This window comes from Lentzea sp. NPDC020367 (assembly GCF_044387305.1).
In the GTDB taxonomy this organism is placed as follows: domain Bacteria; phylum Actinomycetota; class Actinomycetes; order Mycobacteriales; family Pseudonocardiaceae; genus Lentzea.
In genome coordinates, this window is sequence record NZ_JBIRVV010000005.1 from 348,053 (window position 1) to 369,234 (window position 21,182).

Consider the following 21,182-nt stretch of genomic DNA (forward strand, 5'->3'; position numbering starts at 1 on the left):
ACGATTTCAGCGGTGGAGGGACGACAGACGCAGGCGGAAGACGTCCTGTTCGTCCATCACTCCCGACCAGACGCGGGGATCGTCAATGGCGCCCGTGACGCCACCGCCCACCAAGAGGTCACCGGTTCCGTTGAGCGACTGGAGTCCGGTCAGGTCATCCTGGTAGTGCTCACCGTTGATGTAGAAGGCGGCTGTGCCGGTGGTCGCGTCGTACGTCGCCGCGAGGTGCACCCAGGTGTTCGCCTCCGCCGGATAGACGGAGTGCACGATCGCCTCGCCCATTTGAAGACCCCAGCGGTGGACGTCCGGCCGGTAGCTCAGGATGAACGAGCCGTCGCTCGTTCCCAGCACGGTTCCCGCGGTGTCACCGAGTTCGCTGGGCCGCACCCACGCGGACACGGTGAAGGATCGGTCCGTGCGCAGGTCTGCAGGACGTGGAACGGCGACCTGACCCGACGGGTCGAAGCGCGCCCACTTGTCCTCGCTCGTCAGGTACTGGTTCGGGTCGTCGGGGTCGATCGGCGTGCCCGCCCAGGTGACGCCGTCGGACAGCGTGCCGCTCGCGCCCGACACCTCGTCCTTGGTCGTCACGCCCTCGCGCTCGTCGAAGAGGTAACGGGCGCGCGGCACCACGAAGTTGTTGTGCTTGATCGCTTCGGCCGCGCTCAACGCGCGGTCCCACACCTGGACGTGGTCGATCGTCGCCGTCGCCTGACCAGGGCCCAGGACGAACGGGCCGGACGCGTTCGCGAGCGTCGCGGTTGCGGTCCCTTCGAGCTTTCCGTTGACGTACAGGGAAACCTGGCCCGGCTCGTAGGTGCCGAGCAGGTGCGTCCACTCACCGGCCTGCGGCGACGTGGTAGAAGACGCCGTGCCGAACGACCAGCGGCCGTTGGCGTAGCCGAGGGAGAAACCGTTGCCCTGGCCGGCGATGGTGTAGCTGGAGTCCTCGTCATCGAGCTTCACCCAGGCCGACACGGAGAAGGCGCGCGAGGTGTCGATGACCGCGGCGGAGGTCGACGCGAACGAACCCGCGGCGTTGACCTGGCCGTTGTTCGAGTAGCCAGGGCCGAAAGTCGCGCCGTTCAACGTCAGCGCGTGGCCGTGACCGGTGGTGTCGGCCGCGGTCGTGCCGTCGGTCTCGTCGAGGTTCCACGCCGCCACCGGCCTGGAGAGGTCAGCGACCATGAAGAGGTAGGTCGCCACCGGCGAAGGAGTTCCAGCCTGGTCGTACGCACGCACGTAGAGCGCGTTCGGACCGCTCTGCGACGGCGTGACCGGCACGTCCACCGGACCGTTCGCTTCGACCCGGTTGGCGGTCGTGTCGGTGTTCAGCGACCAGCCGTAGCGGACGACGTCCGCCGAACCGTCGGGCGAGAACGTGAAGATGCCCGTACGGCCAGGACTGCCGTGGAAACCGCCGGTCGGGTAGTCGATCGACGAGACCACAGGCTTGTTCGGCGCGACGGGCTCCACCGCGAATGCGGTTCCGGCTGAGCCCATGAGCATCAGGACAGCAGTGAACGCGGGCAGAGCAAAGCTCCGCCCTCTGGCGTTGATCAACTTTTGCTTCCCCCAAGAAGACGGTCCCCGACCCGTGCTGAAGAACTATGGCCGAGCCGGGACCGAAACGGAACACCCTCGCAGGACGGACAGGCCCGGCTGTTCGAACAGGCACCGTTGGGCCCCGCCCGTCGCTGCTCCACCTGCACCAACGCCAGTTCGTCCACCAGCGCACCCGTCCTCTCGTTGTCCCGTCACCTCACAGCTCCTTAACGTCGCTGGGAACACATATGCGGATGCTGTTCACATACGTAGACGAGGTGCTGCGATGAACTGGACGCGACCACGTTCCACTCGGATCGGGAAGGCAGCGGCGGCGCTGGGTGTCACCGCGCTCGCGATCTCGATCACCGCCACCACCGCCGGTTCCGCTCCGCCTCCGACAGCCGTGCGGTTCAGCGCCGCGGCCGACGAGACGGTGACCATCGCGGCCGTCGGCGACATGTGCGGGTCGGCCTGCAACCAGACCGCCGCGCTGGTGACCGCTATGAACCCGACGGCGCTGCTGCTGGCGGGCGATCTCGCCTACAGCACCGGGTCGGCGTCGGAGTTCAAGAACAACTACGACCCGCAGTACGGCAAGTTCAAGAGCAAGACCATCGTGATCCCCGGCAACCACGAGTACGGGACGTCCGGTGCCAAGGGGTACTTCGACTACTTCAACGGTGTCGGGGTCAACGACGGTATGGCCGGTGTGCGGGGCAAGGGCTGGCACAGTCACGACGTCGGGGCGTGGCACGTCGTCGCGTTGAACTCCGAGGTGTCGACCAGCGCTGGGTCCGAGCAGGAGAAGTGGCTGCGGGCCGACCTCGCGGCGAACACGAAGCCCTGCACGATCGCCACCTGGCACAAGCCGCGGTTCACGAACGGCGACCACGGCGACAACACGTCGGTGGCGCCGCTTTTCCAGGCCCTGTACGACTTCAAGGCCGATCTGGTGATCACCGGTCACGACCACAACTACGAGCGGTTTGGTCCTGCGCGGCCCAACGGCACGCGGGATGACGTCAACGGCGTGCGGTCGTTCGTCGTCGGTACCGGCGGTATCAGCTTGCGCAGCATGGGAAGCGGGTCGTCCGGGCCGTCGGAGAAGCAGAACTCGAACACGCACGGCGTGCTGAAGCTCGCCCTGAGCCCGACCGGGTACAAGGCCGATTTCGTTCCCGTCGCCGGGCGGACGTTCACCGACACGACGTCGGGCAACTGCAAGAAGGCCAACCAGCAGCCCGGAATCGGCGTTGCCGTGAATCCCGCTGCGGTGTCGGTGGCCAAGGGCGGTACGGCCACGAGCACCGTGACTGTCAGCAGCCGCAACGGTTTCAGCGGCGCGACGACGTTGACGGCCGCCGGGCTGCCGTCCGGCGTGACCGGCTCGTTCAGCCCCGCGACGGTGACGCCGGCCGCGAACGGGTCTGCCACCTCGACGCTCACGTTGTCCGCGTCCAGCACGGCTTCCGGCAACGGGACGGTCAAAGTCACTGGTACGTCAGGGAGTGTGAGCGGTTCGGCGGATCTCGCGGTCACGGTGGGAGATCCGCCTGCCGGAGGGTTCACCGACAACTTCGAGACCGACAAGGGCTGGACGATCAACCCGTCCGGCACCGACACGGCGACGACGGGCAAGTGGGAGCGCGGTGATCCCGAGCAGACCGCGAACGCGGCGGGCGTGAAGCAGCTCGGGACGACGGTCAGCGGGGTGTCGGCGTTGAGCACCGGCAGGCTCGCGGGCACGGGGTACGGCTCGAACGACCTGGACAACGGCTCCAGTGCGATCCGTTCGCCCGCGTTCACCGTGCCGGGTGGGGCGCCGAAGTTGTCCTTCTCCTACAACGTGGCGCACGACCAGAACTCCGCTGCGGACGACTACCTCCGTGTGCAGGTCGTGGACGGCACGACGGTGACGACCGTCTTCGAGAAGCAGGGCACGGCGAGCGATGTGCTCGGTGCTTGGAAAACGGCGAACGCCGACCTGAGCGCCTTCGCGGGTCGTTCGGTGCGGCTGCTGGTCGAGGCCAGGGACGGTGGTGCGCCGACGCTGTTCGAGGCGCAGGTCGACGACGTCGTCGTGAGCGGCTGACCTCGCGATGTACGTGGCCACGAGCAGGCCCCCGGCTGCCGAACACCGTCGCGGCGCGGTGCCCGCGACGGTGTTCGGGCTGGGTGTCGTCAGTCTGATCACGGACGTCTCCGCCGAGATGGTGACGGCGGTCCTGCCGCTGTACCTCGTGTACGGCGTGGGCGTCGGGTTCCTCCATCTCGGTGCGGTGGAAGGCTTCTACGCCGGATCGACGGCGTTGTTGCGCCTGCTCGGCGGCTACTGGGCCGACCGCCTCGGCCGGCAGAAGACGGTCGCGGCGGTCGGGTACGGGCTCTCCGCCGTGGCCAAGCTCGGCCTGCCCGCGGCGGGCGGTTCGTTCGCCGGGATCGCGGCGGTGCTCGCGGTCGACCGGGCCGGCAAGGGCATCCGCACCGGCCCGCGGGACGCGATGATCACGCTGGCCACCCCTGCCGACCAGCTTGGACGCGCGTTCGGCGTGCACCGCACGATGGACACCGCGGGCGCGATGCTCGGACCACTGGTGGCCGTCGCGTTGCTCGCCGCCTTCACCGGATACGGGCCGGTGTTCGTGAGCAGCTTCTGCCTCGGGCTGATCGGGCTGCTCGTGCTGGTGTTCTTCGTGAACGCCCCCGCGACCGCACCACCGCCCAGGGAACGGGTCTCGGTCCGTCGGGCCCTGGCCGCGGTGTCGGCGGCGGGCCCGCGCCGGGTGTGCCTCGCGGCGGGACTGCTCGGCCTGGTCACCGCCGGCGACATGGTGCTTTACGTTGCGCTGCAACGGCAGGGCGGCCTGCCCGCCGGGGTGCTGCCGTTGCTGCCACTGGGCACGGCGGCGACGTTCCTGCTCGCCGCGACCCCGTTCGGCAGGCTCGCCGACCGGTTCGGCCGGTGGCGGATGTTCCTCGCCGGACACGTCCTGCTGGGCGTGGTCTACCTGCTGGTCGGCCTGAGCACCGGCGGCTGGGCGATCGCGGTGGCGGCGTTGTTGTTGCACGGACTCTTCTACGCAGCGACGGACGGCGTGCTGATGGCACACGTAGGTCCGTTGATCCCCGCCGAACTGCGCTCGACCGGTCTGGCCGCCGTCCAGACCGTGCAGGCGCTGGCTCGCGCGGGCGGTGCGATCGCGGTCGGCGCGGCCCTGCAGTTCGGCAGCCCACAGGTGTCGTTCGGACTCCTGGCCGTGCTGCTCGGCGTGGGCATCGTCGCTGGTCTGAAGCTCGGAGCGGTCCGATGACGGCCCGTTCGAAGCTGGTCGGCGCCGCCCTGATCGTGGTGACGGTCGCGACGGGCGGCGGCTACCTCGGCTGGCAGGCGGCGCACCCCGAAGCGGGCGCGAGCCTCGACCTGGCCCGCGCGGGCTCGCTCGTCTACGTCGAGAACGACGTGGTGCGCCAGGCCGAGGGGGAACGGGAGGTGGGTGTCGGCCCGTCCTGTCAGCGGGCCCACGCGGCCGGCGGCAAGCTGTCCTGCCTGCGGCCCGCCGCCATTCCCGGCGGGTTCGAGGTGGCCGTGTTCGACGCGGAGTTGCGCGAGCAGCAGGTCATCCAGGTGTGGGGAACGCCCAGCCGCACCAGGGTCTCCGCCTCGGGCCGGTGGGTGGCCTGGACGGTGTTCCGCTCGGGCGACTCCTACCTCGCCGACGGCGGCTTCTCCACCACGGCAGGCGCCTACGACCTGCAAACCGGTGCCCACCACGGTTCCCTGGAGGACTTCACGTCCATTGTGGACGGCAAGCGGTTCGAACTGGAGGACCGGAACTTCTGGGGCATCACCATCGCCGCGGACGACCGGACCTTCTACGCCACCATGGCGTCGGGCGGGAAGACCTGGCTCATGCGCGGAGACTTCGAGGCCCAGCGGATGGAGTCGATCCGCGAGAACGTCGAGTGCCCGTCCCTGTCCTCCGACGGCCGCCGCATCGCCTACAAGTTCCGCACCGGTGATCGGTGGCGCCTGCACGTCCTCGACCTGGATGCGGGCACGGACATCGCACTGGCCGAGACAGAACACGTCGACGACCAGCCGGCGTGGCTCGACGACACCACGATCGGTTATGCGCGGCCGGTCGACGGGCGGCCCGTGCTCTTCGCCGTGCCGGCGGACGGGTCCGGGAGCCCGCGTGAGCTGCGGCCGGGCACGTCGCCCTCGATCATCGCGCCGAAGTAGGAGCCTTCACGAGGCCGAGGAACGCCGTCCACGCCTGGTCCGAGACTGGGAGGTGGGCGGCGGGGGCCTTGCTGTCGCGGATGCCGACACCGTGCCCGACTTCGACGCAGTCGCTCACGTTCCCGCTATAGCTGCTCTTCCGCCAGATCGACAAGCGAAACGCCCCCTTGAGCCTCAAGGCTGCTGATCAGTCTCCTCGACTCTTCAGCATCCAACGCGTGCTTGTCGAGCCACTTCAGCACATCGTCGTAGGCATCCAGGCTCTCCTTGTCGTCCAGGAACAAGCCGGTCCGCAAGGCTTCGACCCAGACGGCTGGCTCGTACTTGTTGTACTCCAGCTTGACGAACGGGCCAGCCCCACCAGCATGTGCGCCGATCGCCGCAGGCACGACTCTGATGGTGATGTACGGGCGCACCGCCATCATCAGGATGTGGAGCAACTGGGACCGCATCACGTCCGGGCCGCCGACCTGCAAACGGAGCGCGTTCTCATGGATGTAGAAGAGGAACGCCCGACTGCGGTCGAAGATCACCTGCCGGTCGAGCTTCAACCGGATCAGATCGTCGAAGTCGGACGGCTTGATGATCGCCGAACTCTCCAACTGCGCGCGGATGTAGCCGGCGATCTGAAGGAGGCCCGGCACGTAGGTCAACGACCATGTCGTGATCTTGCTCGCGAGCCGTTCCTGATCGATGAGAGCACGCAGTGGGACCGGCTCTCCGCCTTCGTAGAACTGAAGCCAGCCCTTCTCCCGTGTCTCGCGGTAAAGCGCGACCATGCGGTCGACTTCAGCGTGCGGGACGCGGCAGTAGGAGAGCAGCCGGATCAGGTCGACCTCACTGATGCCGCCCTTGCCGTTCGCCGCGTCTGAGAGCTTTGCTTCCTGCCAGTCCACCAGTTCGGCGAGTCCGCGTTGGGTCATGCCGCTCTGTTCGATGGCGTCGCGGACGCCCTGACCGAACTCCCGGCCCACCACGCTCGAGTTGCGCTTCGGCATGCAGACGAAGCTAGGAGACGGGATCCCCTTCGTCCCAACGTTTCTGCCCGAATCGCCCCGAACGAAGTACGGGTTGGAATCGTTCCAACCCGACACGCCGGGCTAGCTGGGCGTACTCGTGACCAGGCTCTGCGAGATGGGCGCCGACGAGCTGTTGGCGCTGGTGCTGCCGGCGGGGGTCGTGGACGACGTCGTGGCACCGGTGGACGAGTTCTGCTGCGGCGGCGTCGTGGTCGTCGTCGTCGTAGTGGTGGTCGTCGTGGTCGTGGTGGTGGTCGTCGTCGGCGTCGTAGTGGTCGTCGTCGTGCACGTGGACGGCGGCGTCGTGGCCGACGTCGTGGTTGACGTCGTCGTCGAGCTGGTGGTGCTCGTCGTCGTGGTCGGGCAGTTCGGCAGCGTCGTCGTGGTGGTCGTCGTGGTCGTGGTCGTCGGCGGCGTCGTGGTGGGCGGGGTCGTCGGCGTGCCCGGATCCGGGTTGCCCGGCGTCGGGTTCTGCGCGTTGTCCCCGGTGCTCGGGAGGTTCGGCAGGATGTCGACGTTCTCGCTGTACTGCTTGGCCCACTTGAGGACGGTCTCGACGTACGTCGTGGAGTGGTTGTAGCGGAAGACGGCGGCGGCCCGCTCGGCCTGCTTCGTCAGGTCGCCGCCGCCTGCGCAGAGGTAGCGGCCGGCGCCCAGGGCGGCGTCGTAGATGTTGTTCGGGTTGACGTTGCCGTCGTCGTTCAGGTCGCCGCCGAAGCTCGCCCACGTCGAGGGGATGAACTGCATCGGGCCGACCGCGCGGTCCCAGGTGCTGTCGCCGTCGTAACGGCCGGCGTCGGTGTCGCTGATGGCGGCCATGCCGGGGGCGCCGTTGAGGACCGGGCCGAGGATCTTGGGGGTGGCGTCGCCGACGGCGTTCACGCGGCCGCTGTTGGCGTGGTTCGACTCGACCTTGCCGATGCCCGCGAGCAGTGCCCAGTCGAGGTTGCAGCCGGGGACGAGCTCGGCCATCTTGTCCTCGGCGCGGAGGTAGGCCTCGACCATGACGCCGGGGATGTCGTGCACGCCCGGGATGCCGTCGACCAGGCCGCCGTCGTCGAGGTCCAGGCCGCCGTCCTCGAGGTCGGCGAGCAGCGCGGCGCTCAGTTCCTCGGACAGCGGCAGGCGGCCGGACGCGCCGAGCTCCGCCGGGTCGCGGTGCAGCGCGCCGAAGACGTCGGCGGGGCCGAGCGAGACGTTGATGTCGTTGTGCTTCGCGAGGTTGACCCAGTCGACGAGCTTGGTGCCGACGATCATCGCCGGGGCGAGCATCGCAGCCAGCGCAGCGACGGCGAAGCCCTTTTGCCTAGGCGTCAACGCCGACGGTCCGCGCAGTTTGGCCATTGCCACGAATTCTCACCTCTCGTGTGTCATCGCGGCTCGCCGTCCTGCAGTTACGGCGAACGCCCCCGTCGGTGACCTGTTCCACCCTGCCCCACTACGAAGCCTAGGTGTACCCAAGACGGAGTGAAGCGTGCGTTCGGTTCCGTTGACCGTTAACTCGTAGCGCATTCACCCGCGGGCCAGAGTCCCTGCTCGCCCAGAAGCGCCAGCGCCTCGTCCCCCATGGGGTTGACGCCGGGGCCCTTCGCGAGGGCGTGCGCGACGTGCACGTGCAGGCACTTGACCCGGACCGGCATGCCGCCCGCGGTGACCTGGGTGCCCAGCGACTCGATGGCGTCGCGCTCGGCGAGGTACGCCTCGTGCGCGCGCTGGTAGGCGGCGGCCAGATCGGCGTCCACCGCCAGACGCTCCTGCTGCTCCTTCATCAGCCCGCCGCCTTCCAGCGTGCTGACCAGCGAGTTCAGCTTCGGGCAGGTCAGGTAGTACAGCGTCGGGAACGGCGTCCCGTCGGGCAGCCGCGGGTTCGTCTGAACGACGTTCGGGTGCCCGCTGGGGCACCGCGAGGCGATCGCACGTGTCCCGCGCGGCGTGCGGCCGAGCTGCTGAGCGACCGTTTCCAGGTCAGCAGCACTTACTTGTGCGTCACCGATTCCCACAGTTCCTCGTACCAAGACCCTTGTGCCGCCTGCTTGCCCGACGGCCTCTCCGTTTCAGTGTTGCGACTCTCGTCACCCGGCAGTTGCACGATGTAGGGCGTCTCGCCGGGCCGCACCCAGTGCAGCCGCTTGCGCGCCTCGATCTCCACGTACGCCGGGTCTTGCAGTTGCGCTTTGCGCTGTTCCAGTGCGGCGACCGTCTCCCTGAGCTTCTGCTGTTCGGCACCCACGTCGCGCAGCTCGTCGCGCTGCGAGAGGTAGGTCCGCAACGGGACCGCGATGCTCAGCGCCAGTGCGCACAGCACCATCGCGAACATCGCGGCCCGTCGCGTGCCGGTCATGCCGAACGCGCCACCCGTGCCCTCACTGCGCCTCGACGGCGCCTTCGGACGGGGAGGCTTGCGCGCGCGTGCGGGCCTCGCCTCCCGCTCTTCGCGGGGGCGACGGGGACGACGCGCGCGCTCGGCCATTCCTTAAGCCTCTCAGCTCTCCGGGGTGTAGCGCGGGAACGCGAGCTCGCCCGCGTAGCGCGCCGCGTCGCCGAGGCTCTCCTCGATGCGCAGGAGCTGGTTGTACTTCGCGGTGCGCTCACCACGCGCCGGAGCACCGGTCTTGATCTGGCCGGCGCCGGTCGCGACGGCGAGGTCGGCGATGGTCGTGTCCTCGGTCTCGCCCGAGCGGTGCGACATCATCGACTTGTAGCCGTACGACGTGGCCAGCGAGACCGCGTCGAGCGTCTCGGACAGCGTGCCGATCTGGTTGACCTTCACCAGCAGCGCGTTGGCGGCGCGGCGGGAGATGCCCTCCTCCAGGCGCTCCGGGTTCGTGACGAACAGGTCGTCGCCGACGATCTGGACCTTCTCGCCCAGCTCGGCGGTCATCTGGACCCAGCCGTCCCAGTCGTCCTCGGACAGCGGGTCCTCGATGGAGACCATCGGGTAGTCGCGCACGAGCTCGGAGTAGTAGCCGATCATCTGCTCGGCCGACCGCTTGTTGTTCTCGAAGGAGTAGGCGCCGTCCGAGAAGAACTCGGTGGCGGCCACGTCGAGCGCGAGCGCGATGTCGCGACCGGCGCGGTAGCCGGCCTTCTCGATGGCCTCGAGGATGAGGTCGAGCGCGTCGCGGTTGCTGCCGAGGTTCGGCGCGAAGCCGCCCTCGTCACCCAGACCGGTCGCGAGGCCCTTGCTCTTCAGCACGGACTTCAGCGAGTGGTAGACCTCGGTGCCCCAGCGCAGGCCCTCGCGGAACGTCTCCGCGCCGATCGGCGCGATCATGAACTCCTGGATGTCCACGTCGGTGTCGGCGTGCGAGCCACCGTTGAGGATGTTCAGCATCGGCACCGGCAGCACGTGGGCGTTCGGTCCGCCGATGTAGCGGAACAGCTCCAGGCCGCTGCTCGTCGCCGCCGCCTTCGCGACCGCGAGGCTCACGCCGAGGATCGCGTTGGCGCCGAGACGACCCTTGTCCGGCGTGCCGTCCAGGTCCACGAGCTTCTGGTCCACGATGCGCTGCTCGACGGCCTCGATGCCGACCAGCTCGGGCCCGATCTCGTCGAGCACCGCGGTGACCGCGCGCTCGACGCCCTTGCCGCCGTACCGCTTGGCGTCGCCGTCCCGCAGCTCCACCGCCTCGTGCTCACCGGTCGAAGCACCGGACGGAACAGCCGCACGCTCCAGCGTGCCGTCGTCCAGCGCCACCTCGACCTCGACGGTGGGGTTGCCGCGAGAATCCAGGATCTCGCGTGCTCCGACCTGCTCGATGACCGCCACTTGCGCTCCCTGTTTCTCCTGCGTCTCGTCTCGCGACGAGCCTACTTGGGCCAGGTGACCGGCTGGGGCTCGACACCGTCAGATCACAGTGGGCCCTTCACGCCTGTCTACTGAATCGTGCCAGACGCTCTACGTGCTGCCCACCCGCGCTTCAGCCGACCTCGGCCAGAGTCTTCGCGGCACGCCGCACCGCCTCGGGCAGGTGCTGCCTCGCCGTCGACTCCTCGGCGGCCACGACCCGGAGGCCGACGACCAGATCCCCGCGCACGAGGAAGGCCTCGCAGCCCCAGACGGAGATCTCCGTGAGGCTGCTGCAGAACGCGTACGAGCCTTCGACGCCTTCGAGTTCGGGCAGCTCGACATCGGCCTTGACCTCACGCTCCGGCTTGCCGGCCTCGTCGGCCCAGGTCCGGCAGGATCGAGCCTTGTCCCGCACCGTGCCGAGGACGTGCCGCGCATCGGCACCCACCAGCCCGAACACGATCTGGTCGATGATCACGGCCCCCATCCACACCCGTTTGCGCGAGGTCGAGACACCGGAGTCGATCTTCGCGCCCTCGCACACCCGGCTGAGGTCGCCCTTGCCGGCGGTGGGCTCGGCGGTGAGCTTCGGCTTGTCCGACTCGAACCGGCCACCGAGGTCGTCGAAGGTCTGCGGCGGCATCAGGGCCGCTTTCACCTTCACGTCGATCGCCTGCATCAGGTCCGTGGTCGACGCCGTCGACGTGGTCGTCGGTGCGGACGACGAGGGTGCCGGCTCGGCCGGGGATGGTGAACAGCCAGCCAGAAGTCCAGCACAAACAAGCGTGATCGCGTGACGCATCACTTCAGTCCCCCCAGGACGGTGCGTGAGTCGAGCGCTCAGGCTAGACGAGCCGGGACGACCTCCGTGCCGCCTGCAGCACGCAGGCGTGCCAGCAGCACCTCCTGCGCGGGAAGCTCCAACGCGAGCAGTTCGCGCAGACGCGCGTCGTCCGGCAGGACCCAGGTGTTCACGTGGCGACCCTGAGAGGCAGGTGCTTCACGCCGTTCTGGAAGTTCGACCGCAACCGGCTGACCTCCCCGTCCAGCTCCAGCATCCCCGGCAGGTCCAGCACCGCGTCGAACACGGCCCGCATCTGCGTCCGCGCCAGTTGCGCGCCCAAGCAGAAGTGCGGCCCGTGACCGAAGCTCAGGTGATCGGCCTCCCGCCGCCCCACGTCGAACCGGTCCGGCTCGGTGAACACGCGCTCGTCCCGGTTGGCCGAGGAGAACCAGACCACGACCTTGTCCCCCGCCTTGATCTCCTGTCCGGACAACGAGGTGTCCTGGACACACGTGCGGCGGAAGTGCATGACCGGCGTCCACCAGCGCAGCATCTCTTCCACCGCAACGGGAAGCAGTGAACGGTCGGCGCGCAGGCGTTCGTACTCGTGAGGGTGCGAGAGGAGCGCGATCATGCCGCCCGGGATGCCGTTGCGCAGGGTTTCGTTGCCCGCCACGGAGAAGAGCCAGAAGAGGTTCTCGAACTCCTCCAGCGAGATGTCCTCCTGCATGAGGTTGCTCAGGACGTCTTCGGACGGGTGTGCGCGCTTGTATGCGCCCAGGGCGTGCGCGTAGGCGTAGAGGTCGGGCATGCCATCGCGGGCTCGTGGGTCACGGCCGTCTTCGGGGCGCAACGACAACGCTTCCAGTGCCATGTCGGTCATGCCGGCCGTGGAGCTGGACGACAGCGCGTAGTCGGGGTCCTGGAAGCCGATCACGCGGTTGCTCCAGTCGTAGAGCAGCGCTCTGTCCTGGCGCGGAACGCCGAAGACGTCGGCCAGGGTCAGCAGCGGCAGGTCGGCGACGGCGTGGGCGAAGTCGCCGGACAGGCCGGCCACGATCTCGCGGGCGTTCGCGCGGATGCGGTCTTCCAGCCTGGAGACGGCTCGGGGCGTGAAAGCCCTGGTCAGCATGCGACGCAACCGCGAGTGCGAGGGAGGGTCCTGGTTGAGCATCATGCGTTGGACGTACGCCAGGTCGGCGGGCAACGGGTCGCGGATCTGGGTGGCGCCGCGGTGCGAGGAGAAGACAGCGGGCGTTCTCAACACCGTGCGGACGTCCTCGTGGCGGAAGACGGCCCAGAAGTCGTCGATGCGCACCACGTTCTTTTCGCGCAGCCGGGTTAGTGCGTCGTACGGGACTCCCGAGGTATACGTGTCCGGGTCGACGATGAGGTCGGCATCGGTCCTGGGCATAGAACGGATTCTGACGTGCTTCATGTCGAACGTGGTGGAAGCGGGCCGATGCTGGTGCTGCTGCACGGGCTGGGCGCTACCGGCGAGGTGTGGCAGGACGTCGTGAAGGACTGGTCAGGCAGCTGGCTCGTGCCCGATCTGCCCGGTCACGGACGCTCGAGCCGCATCGACCGGTACTCGTTCGGCGCGTTCGCCGCGGCTGTCGCGGACGAGATCCCGCGCGAGCCCGTCACGATCGTCGGGCACTCGCTGGGCGGCGTCGTCGGGCTGACGCTGGCGAGCGGCTGGTTCGGGGTCGAGGTCACCACGTGCGTCGGCGTCGGGATCAAGGTCCAGTGGACCGACGAGGAGCTCGCCAAGGCCTCCGCGCTGGCAGCCAAACCCGGGAAGGTCTTCGCCACCGAGGAGGAAGCCGTCGAGCGGGCGTCCAAGATGGCGGGCGTACCACTGACACACGGCGTGTCCGAAGTGGACGGTGGATGGGCGCCTTCGCTGGACATGAGGGCCTTCGGCGTGGGCCGGCCGGACATGGCCGGGCTGATCATGGCGGCGCAGGCCCACGTCGTGCTGGCGGCGGGTCAGAACGACCCGATGAGCCCTCAGGAGCACCTGCGGGAGCTGGTGCCCGAGCCGGTGGTGTTCCCCGGCGCGGGCCACAACGTGCACGTCGAGTCGCCCTCGTCCCTGCGCACCGTGCTGGCTCAGCTCGCCACGTAGCCGCCGTCGGCCGTGATCACCGAGCCGGTGATGAAGCTGGCCTTGTCGGAGGCCAGGAACAGCACGGCCTCCGCGATCTCCTCCGGCTGGCCGACGCGCTGCAGCGGGAGGTCCTTCGCGATCGAGTCGAACACCTCACCGGCTTCCGCCAGGGCCTTGTCGGTGGCGACCGGGCCGGGCGCCACGGAGTTCACGCGGACGCCGGCGGGGCCGAACTCGATGGCCCACGAGCGGGTCAGCGCGTCCATCGCGGCCTTGGAGGCGTTGTAGACGGACCCGACCGGGGTGCCGACCACGGCCGCGATCGACGAGACGTTGACGATCGAGCCCTTGCCCTTGGCGACCATCGCCGGGGCGAGGGCGGCGGTGAGAAAGTAGGTGCCGCGGACGTTGACGTCGAACACGTTCTGGTAGACGTCGACGGACTGCTCCGGCGTCGGCGAGAACGGGAAGATGCCCGCGTTGTTGACGAGCACGTCGACCTCGCCGACCTCCTCGGCGAGCTTGCGGACGTCGTCGACGCTGGCGACGTCCGAGACGATGAAGTGACCGGTGCCGCCGGCCTGCTCGATCAGCGCGACGGTCTCCTTGCCGAGCTCGGCGCGGCGACCGGAGACGTAGACGGTGGCGCCCGCCTCCGCGAGCTTGACCGCGATGGAGCGGCCGATTCCGGAGGTGGCGCCGGTGACGAGTGCCTTCTTGCCTGCGAGTTCCTTCGTTGACATGTCTACGAACTTGCCGACGCCACATCGTCAGGCCATAAATTCCGAATGAATCAGCTGGTCAGCACGGGTGCGCGCCATCCGAAGTACATCCGCACGAACTGCGGCAGCCGGTACCGGCCGAGCACCAGCGGTTCGATCAGGTGCACGTCGGCGAGCGCCTCCAGCACGAACTCGATCGCGCCGGGCTCGGCGCCGGACATCTCCGCCGCCTCGCACACGTCGATCACGTCCGTCTCGCGGCGCGCGAAGCACCGCAGCATGTGCCGCTCCTGCTCGCCGAGCTGCTGCTCCGCCTTGATCATCGGCGCCAGCACCGCCGTGCAGTCGGACGGGATGGCGTCGCCGAGCTGCGTCTCGCGCTTCATCTGGGCCAGCAGCATCGCGACGGTCCAGTTCGGCCGGCCGGAGAGCTTGCCGCCGAGCACGCGGATGGGGTTCGGCAGGTACGAGACGCGCGCCAGCACCTCGTCCGTGACCCCCGCCTCGGCGTCGGCCCTGGCGGGATCGAGGACCCTGCGGAAGAACTGGTTCGCCTCGGCCTCGGTCAGCCCGGAGAGCTTCACCCACGTCACGCCGGGCAGCTCGTTCCACCGGCGCACGCTCGTGAGGATCATGGCCGAGCCGGGGGTGTGCAGGTCCGCGATCTGGGCGGGGTCGTGGACGTCGTCGACGACGATCAGGAACCGCTTGCCGCGCGCCTTTTCCCGCCACAGCGCGGCTTTGTCGCCGTGGGGGTTCTCGACGCCGACCGCGCGCAGCAGCTCGTTCGCGACGTCCTTGCCCCGCACGAAGATCTGCCCGTCGGGGTAGCCGTGCTTGGCGAGGTGCGCGACGTGGGTGGCCAGCGCCGTCTTGCCGCTGCCGTGCATGCCGGTGATGCCGACGGTCCGCGGAAGGGCCCGGAGTGCCTGCGCGATCTCCTCCGCGCGACCGGTGAAGTCGGGCAGGCCGGGCGGCAACTGCTCCGGCCGGCGCGACAGGTTCAGCTCGCCCCGGAGGATCTGCGCGTGCACCTCGCGCAGCTCAGGGCCGGGTTCGAGGCCGAGTTCGTCGTTGAGCAGGGCGCGCGCCTGGTGGAACTGCTCCAACGCGTCGGCCTGCCTGCCGTCGCGGTAGAGGGCCTGCATCAGCAGGGCGCGCGTCCGTTCCCTGAGCGGGAAGGCGGCGACGTGCTTCTGCAGTTCGAGGATGTTCATCTCGCGTTCGAGCAGGGCTTCGCGGCAGTGCAGCCGTTCGTTGGCGATCCTGGCCCGCTGGGCCTCGAAGTAGGTGCTGCTCAGGCCTTCGAGCGGCTCGTCTCGGCAGTCGTCGAAGAGTTCGGCCCGCAGCGTGTAGCCACCGTCCTTGGACTTCAGGTCCAGCTCGGGGATGGCCTTGCGGATCTTGTACGTGTACGTCCGCAACGCCATGACGGCGCTCGGCGTCGGGTCGTCCCAGACCATGCCGATCAGCTGGTCGTTGCTCAGCCGCATGCCGTTGTTCAGCAGCAACGCCGCCAGCACCGCGCGCTGCTGGCGCGGCCCCAGGTCGATCTCCTCATCATCTCGCCAGGCTCGTACCGGACCCATCAGTGAGAAGTGCAGGCTCATGCAACGTGACAACGCCCGCGGGCATTCCTCGCTTCCCGTCTCACGGGTTGGCGGGCAACGGGCGCGGTTCGATCACCTGCTTCATCACGATCGTCGACGTCAGCCCGCGCACCCCCGGCAGCTTCGCCAGCGTCTCCTCGTACAACCGCTGGTACGACGCGAGGTCCGCGGTGACGACGCGCAGCAGGTAGTCGGGGCTGCCGAAGAGGCGTTGCGCCTCCACCACGTTCGGCACGTCGACGAGCGCGCGGTCGAAGTCGTCCATGGTGTCCAGGCGCAGTTTGGCGAAGACGAGGGCCTCGAAGCCGAACCCGAGGGCGGCCGCGTCCACGACGGCCCGGTAGCCGTGGATGACGCCGTCGCGTTCCAGTTCGCGCAGGCGGCGCTGGCAGCGCGAGATGCTCAGCTGCACGCGCTGGGCGAGGTCGGTGACGGTGATCCGCCCGTCGCGCTGCAGTTCAGCAAGAATTTTGCGGTCCACGGCGTCCATGAGCAAAGAACGCAAACACCTTGCCCGCGAGTTCCCCTAGCTTTTGCTGCATGACCAACCCGTTGCGTCAGCTGACCCTCGACCAACTGCGCACCCGCACCAGCATGAAGTGGCGGTACTACGAGGAGGACGTGCTGCCGCTGTGGGTGGCCGAGATGGACGTCCTGCTCGCCGAACCGGTGGCGCGGGCGATCACCGAGGCGGTCCAGCGCGGCGACACCGGCTATCCCGTCGGCACCGGCTACGCGGAGGCGCTCGCGGAGTTCGCGAAGCAGCGCTGGGGCTGGGCGCCGGAGATCGAGCGGACGAGGATCGTGCCCGACGTGATGATGGGCGTCGTCGAGATGTTCCGGCTGGTCTCCCACCGGGACGCGCCCGTCGTCGTCAACTCCCCCGTCTACCCGCCCTTCTACATGTTCATCGGGTCTCTGGGCCGGTCCGTCGTCGAGGCGCCGCTGGACGCGGACTGGCGGATCGACTTCGGCGCGCTGCGCAGGGCGTTCGAGGAGGCCGGGCGGGGAGCGGTGTACCTGCTGTGCAACCCGCAGAACCCGACCGGCACCGTCCACACCGCCGCCGAACTGAGCGAGGTCGCCGAACTGGCGCGCGAGCACGGCATCCGCGTCGTGGCCGACGAGATCCACGCGCCGATCATGGCCGCGGGCGCGCGGTTCGTGCCGTACCTGAGCGTCGCGGGCGACGGGCTGTCGTTGATGTCGGCGACGAAGGCCTGGAACCTGCCAGGGCTCAAGGCCGCGCTGGCCGTGGCGGGGCCCGAGTCGGCCGACGACCTGGCGCGACTGCCGGAGGAGGTGGCCGACGGGCCCAGCCACCTCGGGGTCATCGCCCACACCGCGGCGCTGCGGGAGGGCGGCGACTGGCTGGACGCGCTGCTGGCCGGGCTCGACGACAACCGGCACCTGCTCGCCGAACTGCTCGCCGAGCACCTCCCGGCCGTCCGGTACACGCCGGCGCAGGGCACCTATCTCGCCTGGCTGGACTGTCGCGCGCTCGGTGACAACCCCGCCAGGACGTTCCTCAAGCGCGGCAAGGTGGCGCTGAACCCGGGGCACTCGTTCGGCACCGGCGGCGCGGGCTTCGTGCGGATGAACCTCGCGACCTCGCCGGAGATCATCACCGAGGCGGTCCTGCGGATGTCCAAGGCGTGGAACGAAACCCTCGCCCCGTAGCGGCGTGGCTGGTAGTGCTGGAGTCCGTGCGGATCAAACCCGGCTTCGCGGCCGCGACGGTGCTGGTCTGGGCGTCCGGCTATCCGGTCGGCGCCCTCGCGGTGGCCGTGGCGCCGCCGTTCCTGATGACCACGATCCGGTTCGCCATCGCCGCCGCGCTGATGGCGGTCGTGGCACTGGTGACGAGCGCGAGCTGGCCGCACGGACGGCAGCTCGTGCACACCTGCGTGGCCGGGTTGCTGGTGCAGGCGTGCCAGTTCTCCGGTGTGTACCTCGGACTGCGGATGGGCGTGCCGGCCTCTGTGACCGCGTTGGTCATCTCGTGCACGCCGGTGCTCACGGCCGTGGTGGCCGCCTGGGTGTTCCGTGTCCGAATAGGACTGAGGCAGGTCGCCGGGCTGGTGCTCGGGGTCGCGGCGGTGCTGGCGGCGTTGTGGGACCGGCTGGGATCGTTCGGGACCGGCGCGGTGTTCACGGTGCTCGGCATGCTCGGGTTCGTCGCGGGTGGCGTGTACCAGCAGAGGTTCTGCCGGGACACGGACTTCCGCAGCGGCAACGCCGTGCAGCACGCGGTGTCGGTGCCGGTCGTCGGGTTGCTGGCGCTGACCGAGAGCTCCCCGGTCACGGACTGGCGGCAGCTCTGGCTGACCCTCGTGTTCCTGGTGCTGGTCAACTCGATGGGCGGCGCGTCGCTGTTCCTGGTCGGGGTGCGCAGGGGCGGCGCGGCGGCGATGACCACGCTGTCCTCTGTGGTCCCGTCCGTCACGGCGTTGATCGCGTGGCCGTTGCTCGGGCAGGTGCCGACGGCCGGAGTCGTGGCCGGACTGGTGCTCGGTTTCGGAGCGTGCTGGCTCGGCACCGCCACTCATTCAGGTCCTGTCGCCCGGACGGCAGTCGAAGAACCGGCGGACGGTAGGTAACGTTGATCGAATGACGGACGGCACCTTCGAAGCGTTTCGGAAGGCCGAGGCGTTGATGGCTCAGCGCAGGCCGCTCGACGCGTTGCGCGAGCTGAAACAGGTGCTGGCCGAAGCCGGGGAGGCGCCGTCGGTGCAGCTGCTGGCCGGCCGGGCCTATCTCGGGTCCGCGCAGCTCAACAGGGCTGAAGAGGCGTTCCGCAAGGTGCTCGACCTCGATCCGAGCGACCACTACGCCCGGTTCGCCCTCGGCAAGACCCTGCAACGGCAGGGCCGCCTCACCGAGGCGCTCGCCCAGTTGCGGATGGCGGTCGCGATGCACCCGTCACCCGAGTACCAGGAAGCGCTCGGCGAGGTCAAAGCCCGGCTGGCCCTGGGGAACTGATCACCGGAACAGGGTGTCGCCCCAGAACCCGCCCTCCTGCACGCCCGGTGGCACCGCGAAGTGCCCGGAACCGGTGTGCTCCACGTACTCCATCATGTCGTCCTTTGTGGACAGCGCCTGCTGCATCGGCACGAACTGCGTGCGCGAGTCCCGGTTGAACGCCACGAAGAACAGCCCGGCGTCGAGGTGCCCGAGCCCGTCGGAGCCGTCGGTGAAGTTGTAGCCGCGGCGCAGGATCCTGGCCCCGTTCAACGACTCCGGTGACGCGAGCCGGATGTGCGCGATCTCGCCGATCAACGGGATGCCGCCGGCGCCCTTGACGTGCAGGTCGGGTTCGTCGAACTCCTTGGCCTGCCCCAGCGGCGCGCCCTCGCCCTTGGTCCGGCCGACGATCTGCTCCTGCTCGACCAGCGAGGTGCGGTCCCAGATCTCGATGTGCATGCGGATCCGGCGCGACACCAGGTACGTGCCGCCGACGAGCCAGTCCGGCCCGTCCTCCTTCGACACCCACACGTGGTTCTTGAGGTGGTCGGTGTCCTCGGCCTTGATGTTGCGGGTGCCGTCCTTGAACCCGAACATGTTGCGCGGCGTCGCCTGGTCCCGCGTCGTCGAGGAGGTGCGGCCGAACCCGAGCTGCGACCAGCGGACCGCGACCCGCCCGAACCCGATGCGCACCAGGTTGCGGATGGCGTGCACGGCGACCTGCGGGTCGTTCGCACAGGCCTGGATGCAGATGTCCCCGTTGCTGCGCGCGGGATCCAGGTCGTCCTGCGGGAACCGCGGCAGGTCGATCAGCCGCTCCGGCCGCTTGTCCTTGAGCCCGAACCTGTCGTCGAACAGCGACGGCCCGAAGCCGATGGTGATCGTCAGCGCGGAGGCGGGCAGGTCGAGGGCCTCGCCGGTGTCCTTGGGCGGCGCCTCGGCGTTGCCACCGACCGCACCGTTCTCCGCTGCCTCCTGACCGGCCGTCATGCGTTCCGCGGCGAGCGTCCACTCCTTGAGCAGGCTGATCAGCTCGTCCCGGTTCTTCGTCTTCACGTCCAGCGCGACGAAGTGCATGTGGTCCTGCGCGGGCGTGGTGATGCCGGCCTGGATGTCTCCCCGGAACGGGACCTTCGCCGCGGAGAGGTTCTCGATCTCAGGTGATCCGGACGCCAGGACACCGGCGGCGGCGCCCGCGCCCGCGAGCGCCACCCCGGCGCCCGCGAACCCGAGCAGCCTGCGGCGGGGAACCCCCGTCACTTGGCCGACACCACTTCCGCCACCTTGCTGACCGGCTCGCCGAGCGCGTCGACGGCCTCGGCCAGCGCCTTGATCTCGTCCTGCGTCAGCTCGGTGTAGAGCTTGAAGCCGTCACCCTTGCGCTGCTTCTCGAGCGCCTCGTCGAGCGCCTTGAACTTCTCGTCCAAAGTGGACACGAGCGCCTTGTCCTTCTGCTCCACCACGGGACGCAGCGCGGCGATCGCGGCCTGCGACCCGTCGACGTTCGCACGGAAGTCCCACAGGTCGGTGTGCGAGTAGCGGTCCTCCTCACCGGTGATCTTGCCGGTGGCGACCTCGTCGAGCAGTTCCTTGGCACCGTTGGCGAGCTGCACGGGCGTCAGCTCGACGGTCTTCGCCTTGGACACGATCTCCTTGACGTCGGTCAGGAGCTGGTCCGCGATCTTGTCCGAGTCGGCCTGCAGACCGGACTCCCACAGGTCCTTCTCGAGGCGGTGGTAGCCGGTGAACGCCATGCCCTCCTCGATGACGTCCTCGCGGCCGTCGATCTTGGGGTCGAGGTCGCCGAAGCTCTCCGCGACGGGCTCGATGCGCTCCCAGTACAGGCGCGACACGGGGAAGAGCACCTTGGCATCGTCGACCTTCTTGGCCTTGACGGCGTTGACGAACTCCTCGGTCTTCACCAGCAGCTGGTCGGCCTGCGAGCTGACGTACCGCGCGTAGCTCTTGGTCGCCTCGGCCAGCAACGCGTTGCCGTCGGTCGACTTCTTGGCGTCACCGGTCACGGTGAAGTCGCCGCGGATGCCGTCGCCCTTCATGCCGGGCTTGCACGCGGTCTGGAACTTGCCGGACTCCGTGACCTCGACGATCAGCTTGCGGGTGAGCCCCGGCCCGATGTTCTCGACCTCGCCGAGGATCCGGTCGCCCTCCGCGTAGAGGTAGAACTCGGTCACCTTGGTGCCCTTGTTGGCCACCTCGAACGTGACGTTGCCGGTGCCCGCCTCGGTCTTGGCGACCTTGCACGCGTCGTCGGTGGCCTCGACCGCGATGCTGCCACTCGCGCCGCTCGTGCCCCCGTTGCTGCTGCACGCCGCCAGCATCGCGAGTGAGCCCAGGATGACTGCTGTCTTGCGCACGGTTTGCTCCAGTA

General features: G+C 69.0%; 22 protein-coding genes. 7 read left to right on the forward strand and 15 right to left on the reverse strand.

The features are described from left to right. Positions 1-6: 6 nt before the first annotated feature. The gene (locus ACH413_RS23390; protein ID WP_360038117.1) at positions 7-1,503 is read right to left on the reverse strand and encodes a LamG domain-containing protein; all 1,497 of its coding nucleotides are present in this window, start codon (positions 1,501-1,503) and stop codon (positions 7-9) included. Between the two features lie 328 nt (positions 1,504-1,831). On the opposite strand from ACH413_RS23390, the gene ACH413_RS23395 reads away from it, so the two are divergent. The 3 genes from ACH413_RS23395 to ACH413_RS23405 are packed head-to-tail and all read left to right on the forward strand — an operon-like array spanning position 1,832 to position 5,791. Beyond that, positions 1,832-3,640 (forward strand): metallophosphoesterase, encoded by a 1,809-nt coding sequence (locus ACH413_RS23395; protein ID WP_360038120.1) that lies wholly within the window; start codon positions 1,832-1,834, stop codon positions 3,638-3,640. 7 nt (positions 3,641-3,647) lie between these two features. Next, positions 3,648-4,859, forward strand: coding sequence for an MFS transporter (locus tag ACH413_RS23400; protein ID WP_360038123.1), 1,212 nt, complete (start codon positions 3,648-3,650; stop codon positions 4,857-4,859). Further along, a complete protein-coding gene (locus ACH413_RS23405; protein ID WP_360038126.1) occupies positions 4,856-5,791 on the forward strand; it encodes a hypothetical protein in 936 nt (311 codons plus the stop codon). Before ACH413_RS23400 ends, ACH413_RS23405 begins: the two co-directional genes overlap by 4 nt. Here the strand turns inward: ACH413_RS23405 and ACH413_RS23410 are convergent. The 9 genes from ACH413_RS23410 to ACH413_RS23450 all read right to left on the reverse strand — a co-directional run bounded on the left by ACH413_RS23410 (position 5,775) and on the right by ACH413_RS23450 (position 12,798). After that, positions 5,775-5,909, reverse strand: coding sequence for a DUF397 domain-containing protein (locus ACH413_RS23410; RefSeq protein WP_360038129.1), 135 nt, complete (start codon positions 5,907-5,909; stop codon positions 5,775-5,777). The genes ACH413_RS23405 and ACH413_RS23410 overlap by 17 nt on opposite strands. 7 nt (positions 5,910-5,916) lie before the next feature. Continuing rightward, positions 5,917-6,789, reverse strand: coding sequence for a helix-turn-helix transcriptional regulator (locus tag ACH413_RS23415; protein WP_360038132.1), 873 nt, complete (start codon positions 6,787-6,789; stop codon positions 5,917-5,919). Between the two features lie 102 nt (positions 6,790-6,891). Continuing rightward, positions 6,892-8,154: a lytic transglycosylase domain-containing protein gene (locus ACH413_RS23420; protein ID WP_396425152.1), complete on the reverse strand. Its 1,263-nt coding sequence runs from the start codon at positions 8,152-8,154 to the stop codon at positions 6,892-6,894. A 152-nt stretch (positions 8,155-8,306) separates the two neighbouring features. Beyond that, complete coding sequence (locus ACH413_RS23425) at positions 8,307-8,810, reverse strand: DUF501 domain-containing protein (protein ID WP_360038137.1); 504 nt, start codon at positions 8,808-8,810, stop codon at positions 8,307-8,309. Continuing rightward, entirely contained in the window at positions 8,786-9,280 is a 495-nt protein-coding gene (locus ACH413_RS23430) for a septum formation initiator family protein (RefSeq protein WP_245822315.1), read from the reverse strand. The genes ACH413_RS23425 and ACH413_RS23430 overlap by 25 nt, the downstream gene beginning before the upstream one ends. A 12-nt stretch (positions 9,281-9,292) precedes the next feature. After that, the gene (eno, locus tag ACH413_RS23435) at positions 9,293-10,579 is read right to left on the reverse strand and encodes a phosphopyruvate hydratase (protein ID WP_360038140.1); all 1,287 of its coding nucleotides are present in this window, start codon (positions 10,577-10,579) and stop codon (positions 9,293-9,295) included. A 151-nt stretch (positions 10,580-10,730) separates the two neighbouring features. Further along, positions 10,731-11,279 (reverse strand): hypothetical protein, encoded by a 549-nt coding sequence (locus tag ACH413_RS23440; RefSeq protein ID WP_360038143.1) that lies wholly within the window; start codon positions 11,277-11,279, stop codon positions 10,731-10,733. A 161-nt stretch (positions 11,280-11,440) separates the two neighbouring features. Continuing rightward, positions 11,441-11,575: a hypothetical protein gene (locus ACH413_RS23445; protein ID WP_360038146.1), complete on the reverse strand. Its 135-nt coding sequence runs from the start codon at positions 11,573-11,575 to the stop codon at positions 11,441-11,443. Next, a complete protein-coding gene (locus tag ACH413_RS23450) occupies positions 11,572-12,798 on the reverse strand; it encodes a cytochrome P450 (RefSeq protein WP_360038149.1) in 1,227 nt (408 codons plus the stop codon). The genes ACH413_RS23445 and ACH413_RS23450 overlap by 4 nt, the downstream gene beginning before the upstream one ends. A 15-nt stretch (positions 12,799-12,813) precedes the next feature. Here ACH413_RS23450 and ACH413_RS23455 point away from each other — a divergent pair, with 15 nt between their 5' ends. Then, a complete protein-coding gene (locus ACH413_RS23455) occupies positions 12,814-13,515 on the forward strand; it encodes an alpha/beta hydrolase (protein WP_360038152.1) in 702 nt (233 codons plus the stop codon). Here ACH413_RS23455 and ACH413_RS23460 read toward each other — a convergent pair. The 3 genes from ACH413_RS23460 to ACH413_RS23470 all read right to left on the reverse strand — a co-directional run bounded on the left by ACH413_RS23460 (position 13,500) and on the right by ACH413_RS23470 (position 16,319). Continuing rightward, positions 13,500-14,240 (reverse strand): SDR family oxidoreductase, encoded by a 741-nt coding sequence (locus ACH413_RS23460; protein ID WP_360038155.1) that lies wholly within the window; start codon positions 14,238-14,240, stop codon positions 13,500-13,502. The genes ACH413_RS23455 and ACH413_RS23460 overlap by 16 nt on opposite strands. A gap of 50 nt (positions 14,241-14,290) precedes the next feature. Continuing rightward, positions 14,291-15,808, reverse strand: coding sequence for a BTAD domain-containing putative transcriptional regulator (locus tag ACH413_RS23465; RefSeq protein WP_360038158.1), 1,518 nt, complete (start codon positions 15,806-15,808; stop codon positions 14,291-14,293). Positions 15,809-15,869: 61 nt separating this feature from the next. After that, positions 15,870-16,319 carry an Lrp/AsnC family transcriptional regulator gene (locus ACH413_RS23470; RefSeq protein ID WP_093602714.1) on the reverse strand — a complete coding sequence of 150 codons (450 nt, stop codon included), beginning with the start codon at positions 16,317-16,319 and terminating at the stop codon, positions 15,870-15,872. Positions 16,320-16,369: 50 nt separating this feature from the next. Between ACH413_RS23470 and ACH413_RS23475 the strand changes: the two genes are divergently transcribed. From ACH413_RS23475 to ACH413_RS23485, 3 genes are read left to right on the forward strand one after another with little or no spacing between them, the layout of a single operon-like run. Continuing rightward, positions 16,370-17,509, forward strand: a complete 1,140-nt coding sequence (locus tag ACH413_RS23475; RefSeq protein ID WP_360038161.1) for a MalY/PatB family protein — start codon at positions 16,370-16,372, stop codon at positions 17,507-17,509. Beyond that, positions 17,485-18,429 carry a DMT family transporter gene (locus ACH413_RS23480; RefSeq protein ID WP_360038164.1) on the forward strand — a complete coding sequence of 315 codons (945 nt, stop codon included), beginning with the start codon at positions 17,485-17,487 and terminating at the stop codon, positions 18,427-18,429. Before ACH413_RS23475 ends, ACH413_RS23480 begins: the two co-directional genes overlap by 25 nt. Positions 18,430-18,439: 10 nt before the next feature. Next, positions 18,440-18,811 (forward strand): tetratricopeptide repeat protein, encoded by a 372-nt coding sequence (locus ACH413_RS23485; RefSeq protein WP_093602720.1) that lies wholly within the window; start codon positions 18,440-18,442, stop codon positions 18,809-18,811. On the opposite strand, the gene efeB is transcribed toward ACH413_RS23485, so the two are convergent. Both efeB and efeO read right to left on the reverse strand, forming a co-directional pair. Further along, complete coding sequence (efeB, locus tag ACH413_RS23490) at positions 18,812-20,053, reverse strand: iron uptake transporter deferrochelatase/peroxidase subunit (RefSeq protein ID WP_360038168.1); 1,242 nt, start codon at positions 20,051-20,053, stop codon at positions 18,812-18,814. Then, entirely contained in the window at positions 20,050-21,132 is a 1,083-nt protein-coding gene (gene efeO / locus ACH413_RS23495; protein ID WP_360038208.1) for an iron uptake system protein EfeO, read from the reverse strand. Before efeO ends, efeB begins: the two co-directional genes overlap by 4 nt. Positions 21,133-21,182: the final 50 nt, after the last annotated feature.

Coding starts and splice junctions, on each gene's coding strand:
- ACH413_RS23415 (WP_360038132.1), bottom strand. CDS start 6,789: ATGCCGAAGCGCAACTCGAGCGTGGTGGGCCGGGAGTTCGGTCAGGGC.
- ACH413_RS23430 (WP_245822315.1), bottom strand. CDS start 9,280: ATGGCCGAGCGCGCGCGTCGTCCCCGTCGCCCCCGCGAAGAGCGGGAG.
- efeO (WP_360038208.1), bottom strand. CDS start 21,132: ATGCTGGCGGCGTGCAGCAGCAACGGGGGCACGAGCGGCGCGAGTGGC.
- ACH413_RS23475 (WP_360038161.1), top strand. CDS start 16,370: ATGACCAACCCGTTGCGTCAGCTGACCCTCGACCAACTGCGCACCCGC.
- ACH413_RS23440 (WP_360038143.1), bottom strand. CDS start 11,279: ATGCAGGCGATCGACGTGAAGGTGAAAGCGGCCCTGATGCCGCCGCAG.
- ACH413_RS23405 (WP_360038126.1), top strand. CDS start 4,856: ATGACGGCCCGTTCGAAGCTGGTCGGCGCCGCCCTGATCGTGGTGACG.
- ACH413_RS23470 (WP_093602714.1), bottom strand. CDS start 16,319: ATGGACGCCGTGGACCGCAAAATTCTTGCTGAACTGCAGCGCGACGGG.
- ACH413_RS23485 (WP_093602720.1), top strand. CDS start 18,440: ATGACGGACGGCACCTTCGAAGCGTTTCGGAAGGCCGAGGCGTTGATG.
- ACH413_RS23450 (WP_360038149.1), bottom strand. CDS start 12,798: ATGCCCAGGACCGATGCCGACCTCATCGTCGACCCGGACACGTATACC.
- ACH413_RS23465 (WP_360038158.1), bottom strand. CDS start 15,808: ATGGGTCCGGTACGAGCCTGGCGAGATGATGAGGAGATCGACCTGGGG.
- ACH413_RS23390 (WP_360038117.1), bottom strand. CDS start 1,503: ATGGGCTCAGCCGGAACCGCATTCGCGGTGGAGCCCGTCGCGCCGAAC.
- ACH413_RS23395 (WP_360038120.1), top strand. CDS start 1,832: ATGAACTGGACGCGACCACGTTCCACTCGGATCGGGAAGGCAGCGGCG.
- ACH413_RS23460 (WP_360038155.1), bottom strand. CDS start 14,240: ATGTCAACGAAGGAACTCGCAGGCAAGAAGGCACTCGTCACCGGCGCC.
- ACH413_RS23420 (WP_396425152.1), bottom strand. CDS start 8,154: ATGGCCAAACTGCGCGGACCGTCGGCGTTGACGCCTAGGCAAAAGGGC.
- ACH413_RS23400 (WP_360038123.1), top strand. CDS start 3,648: ATGTACGTGGCCACGAGCAGGCCCCCGGCTGCCGAACACCGTCGCGGC.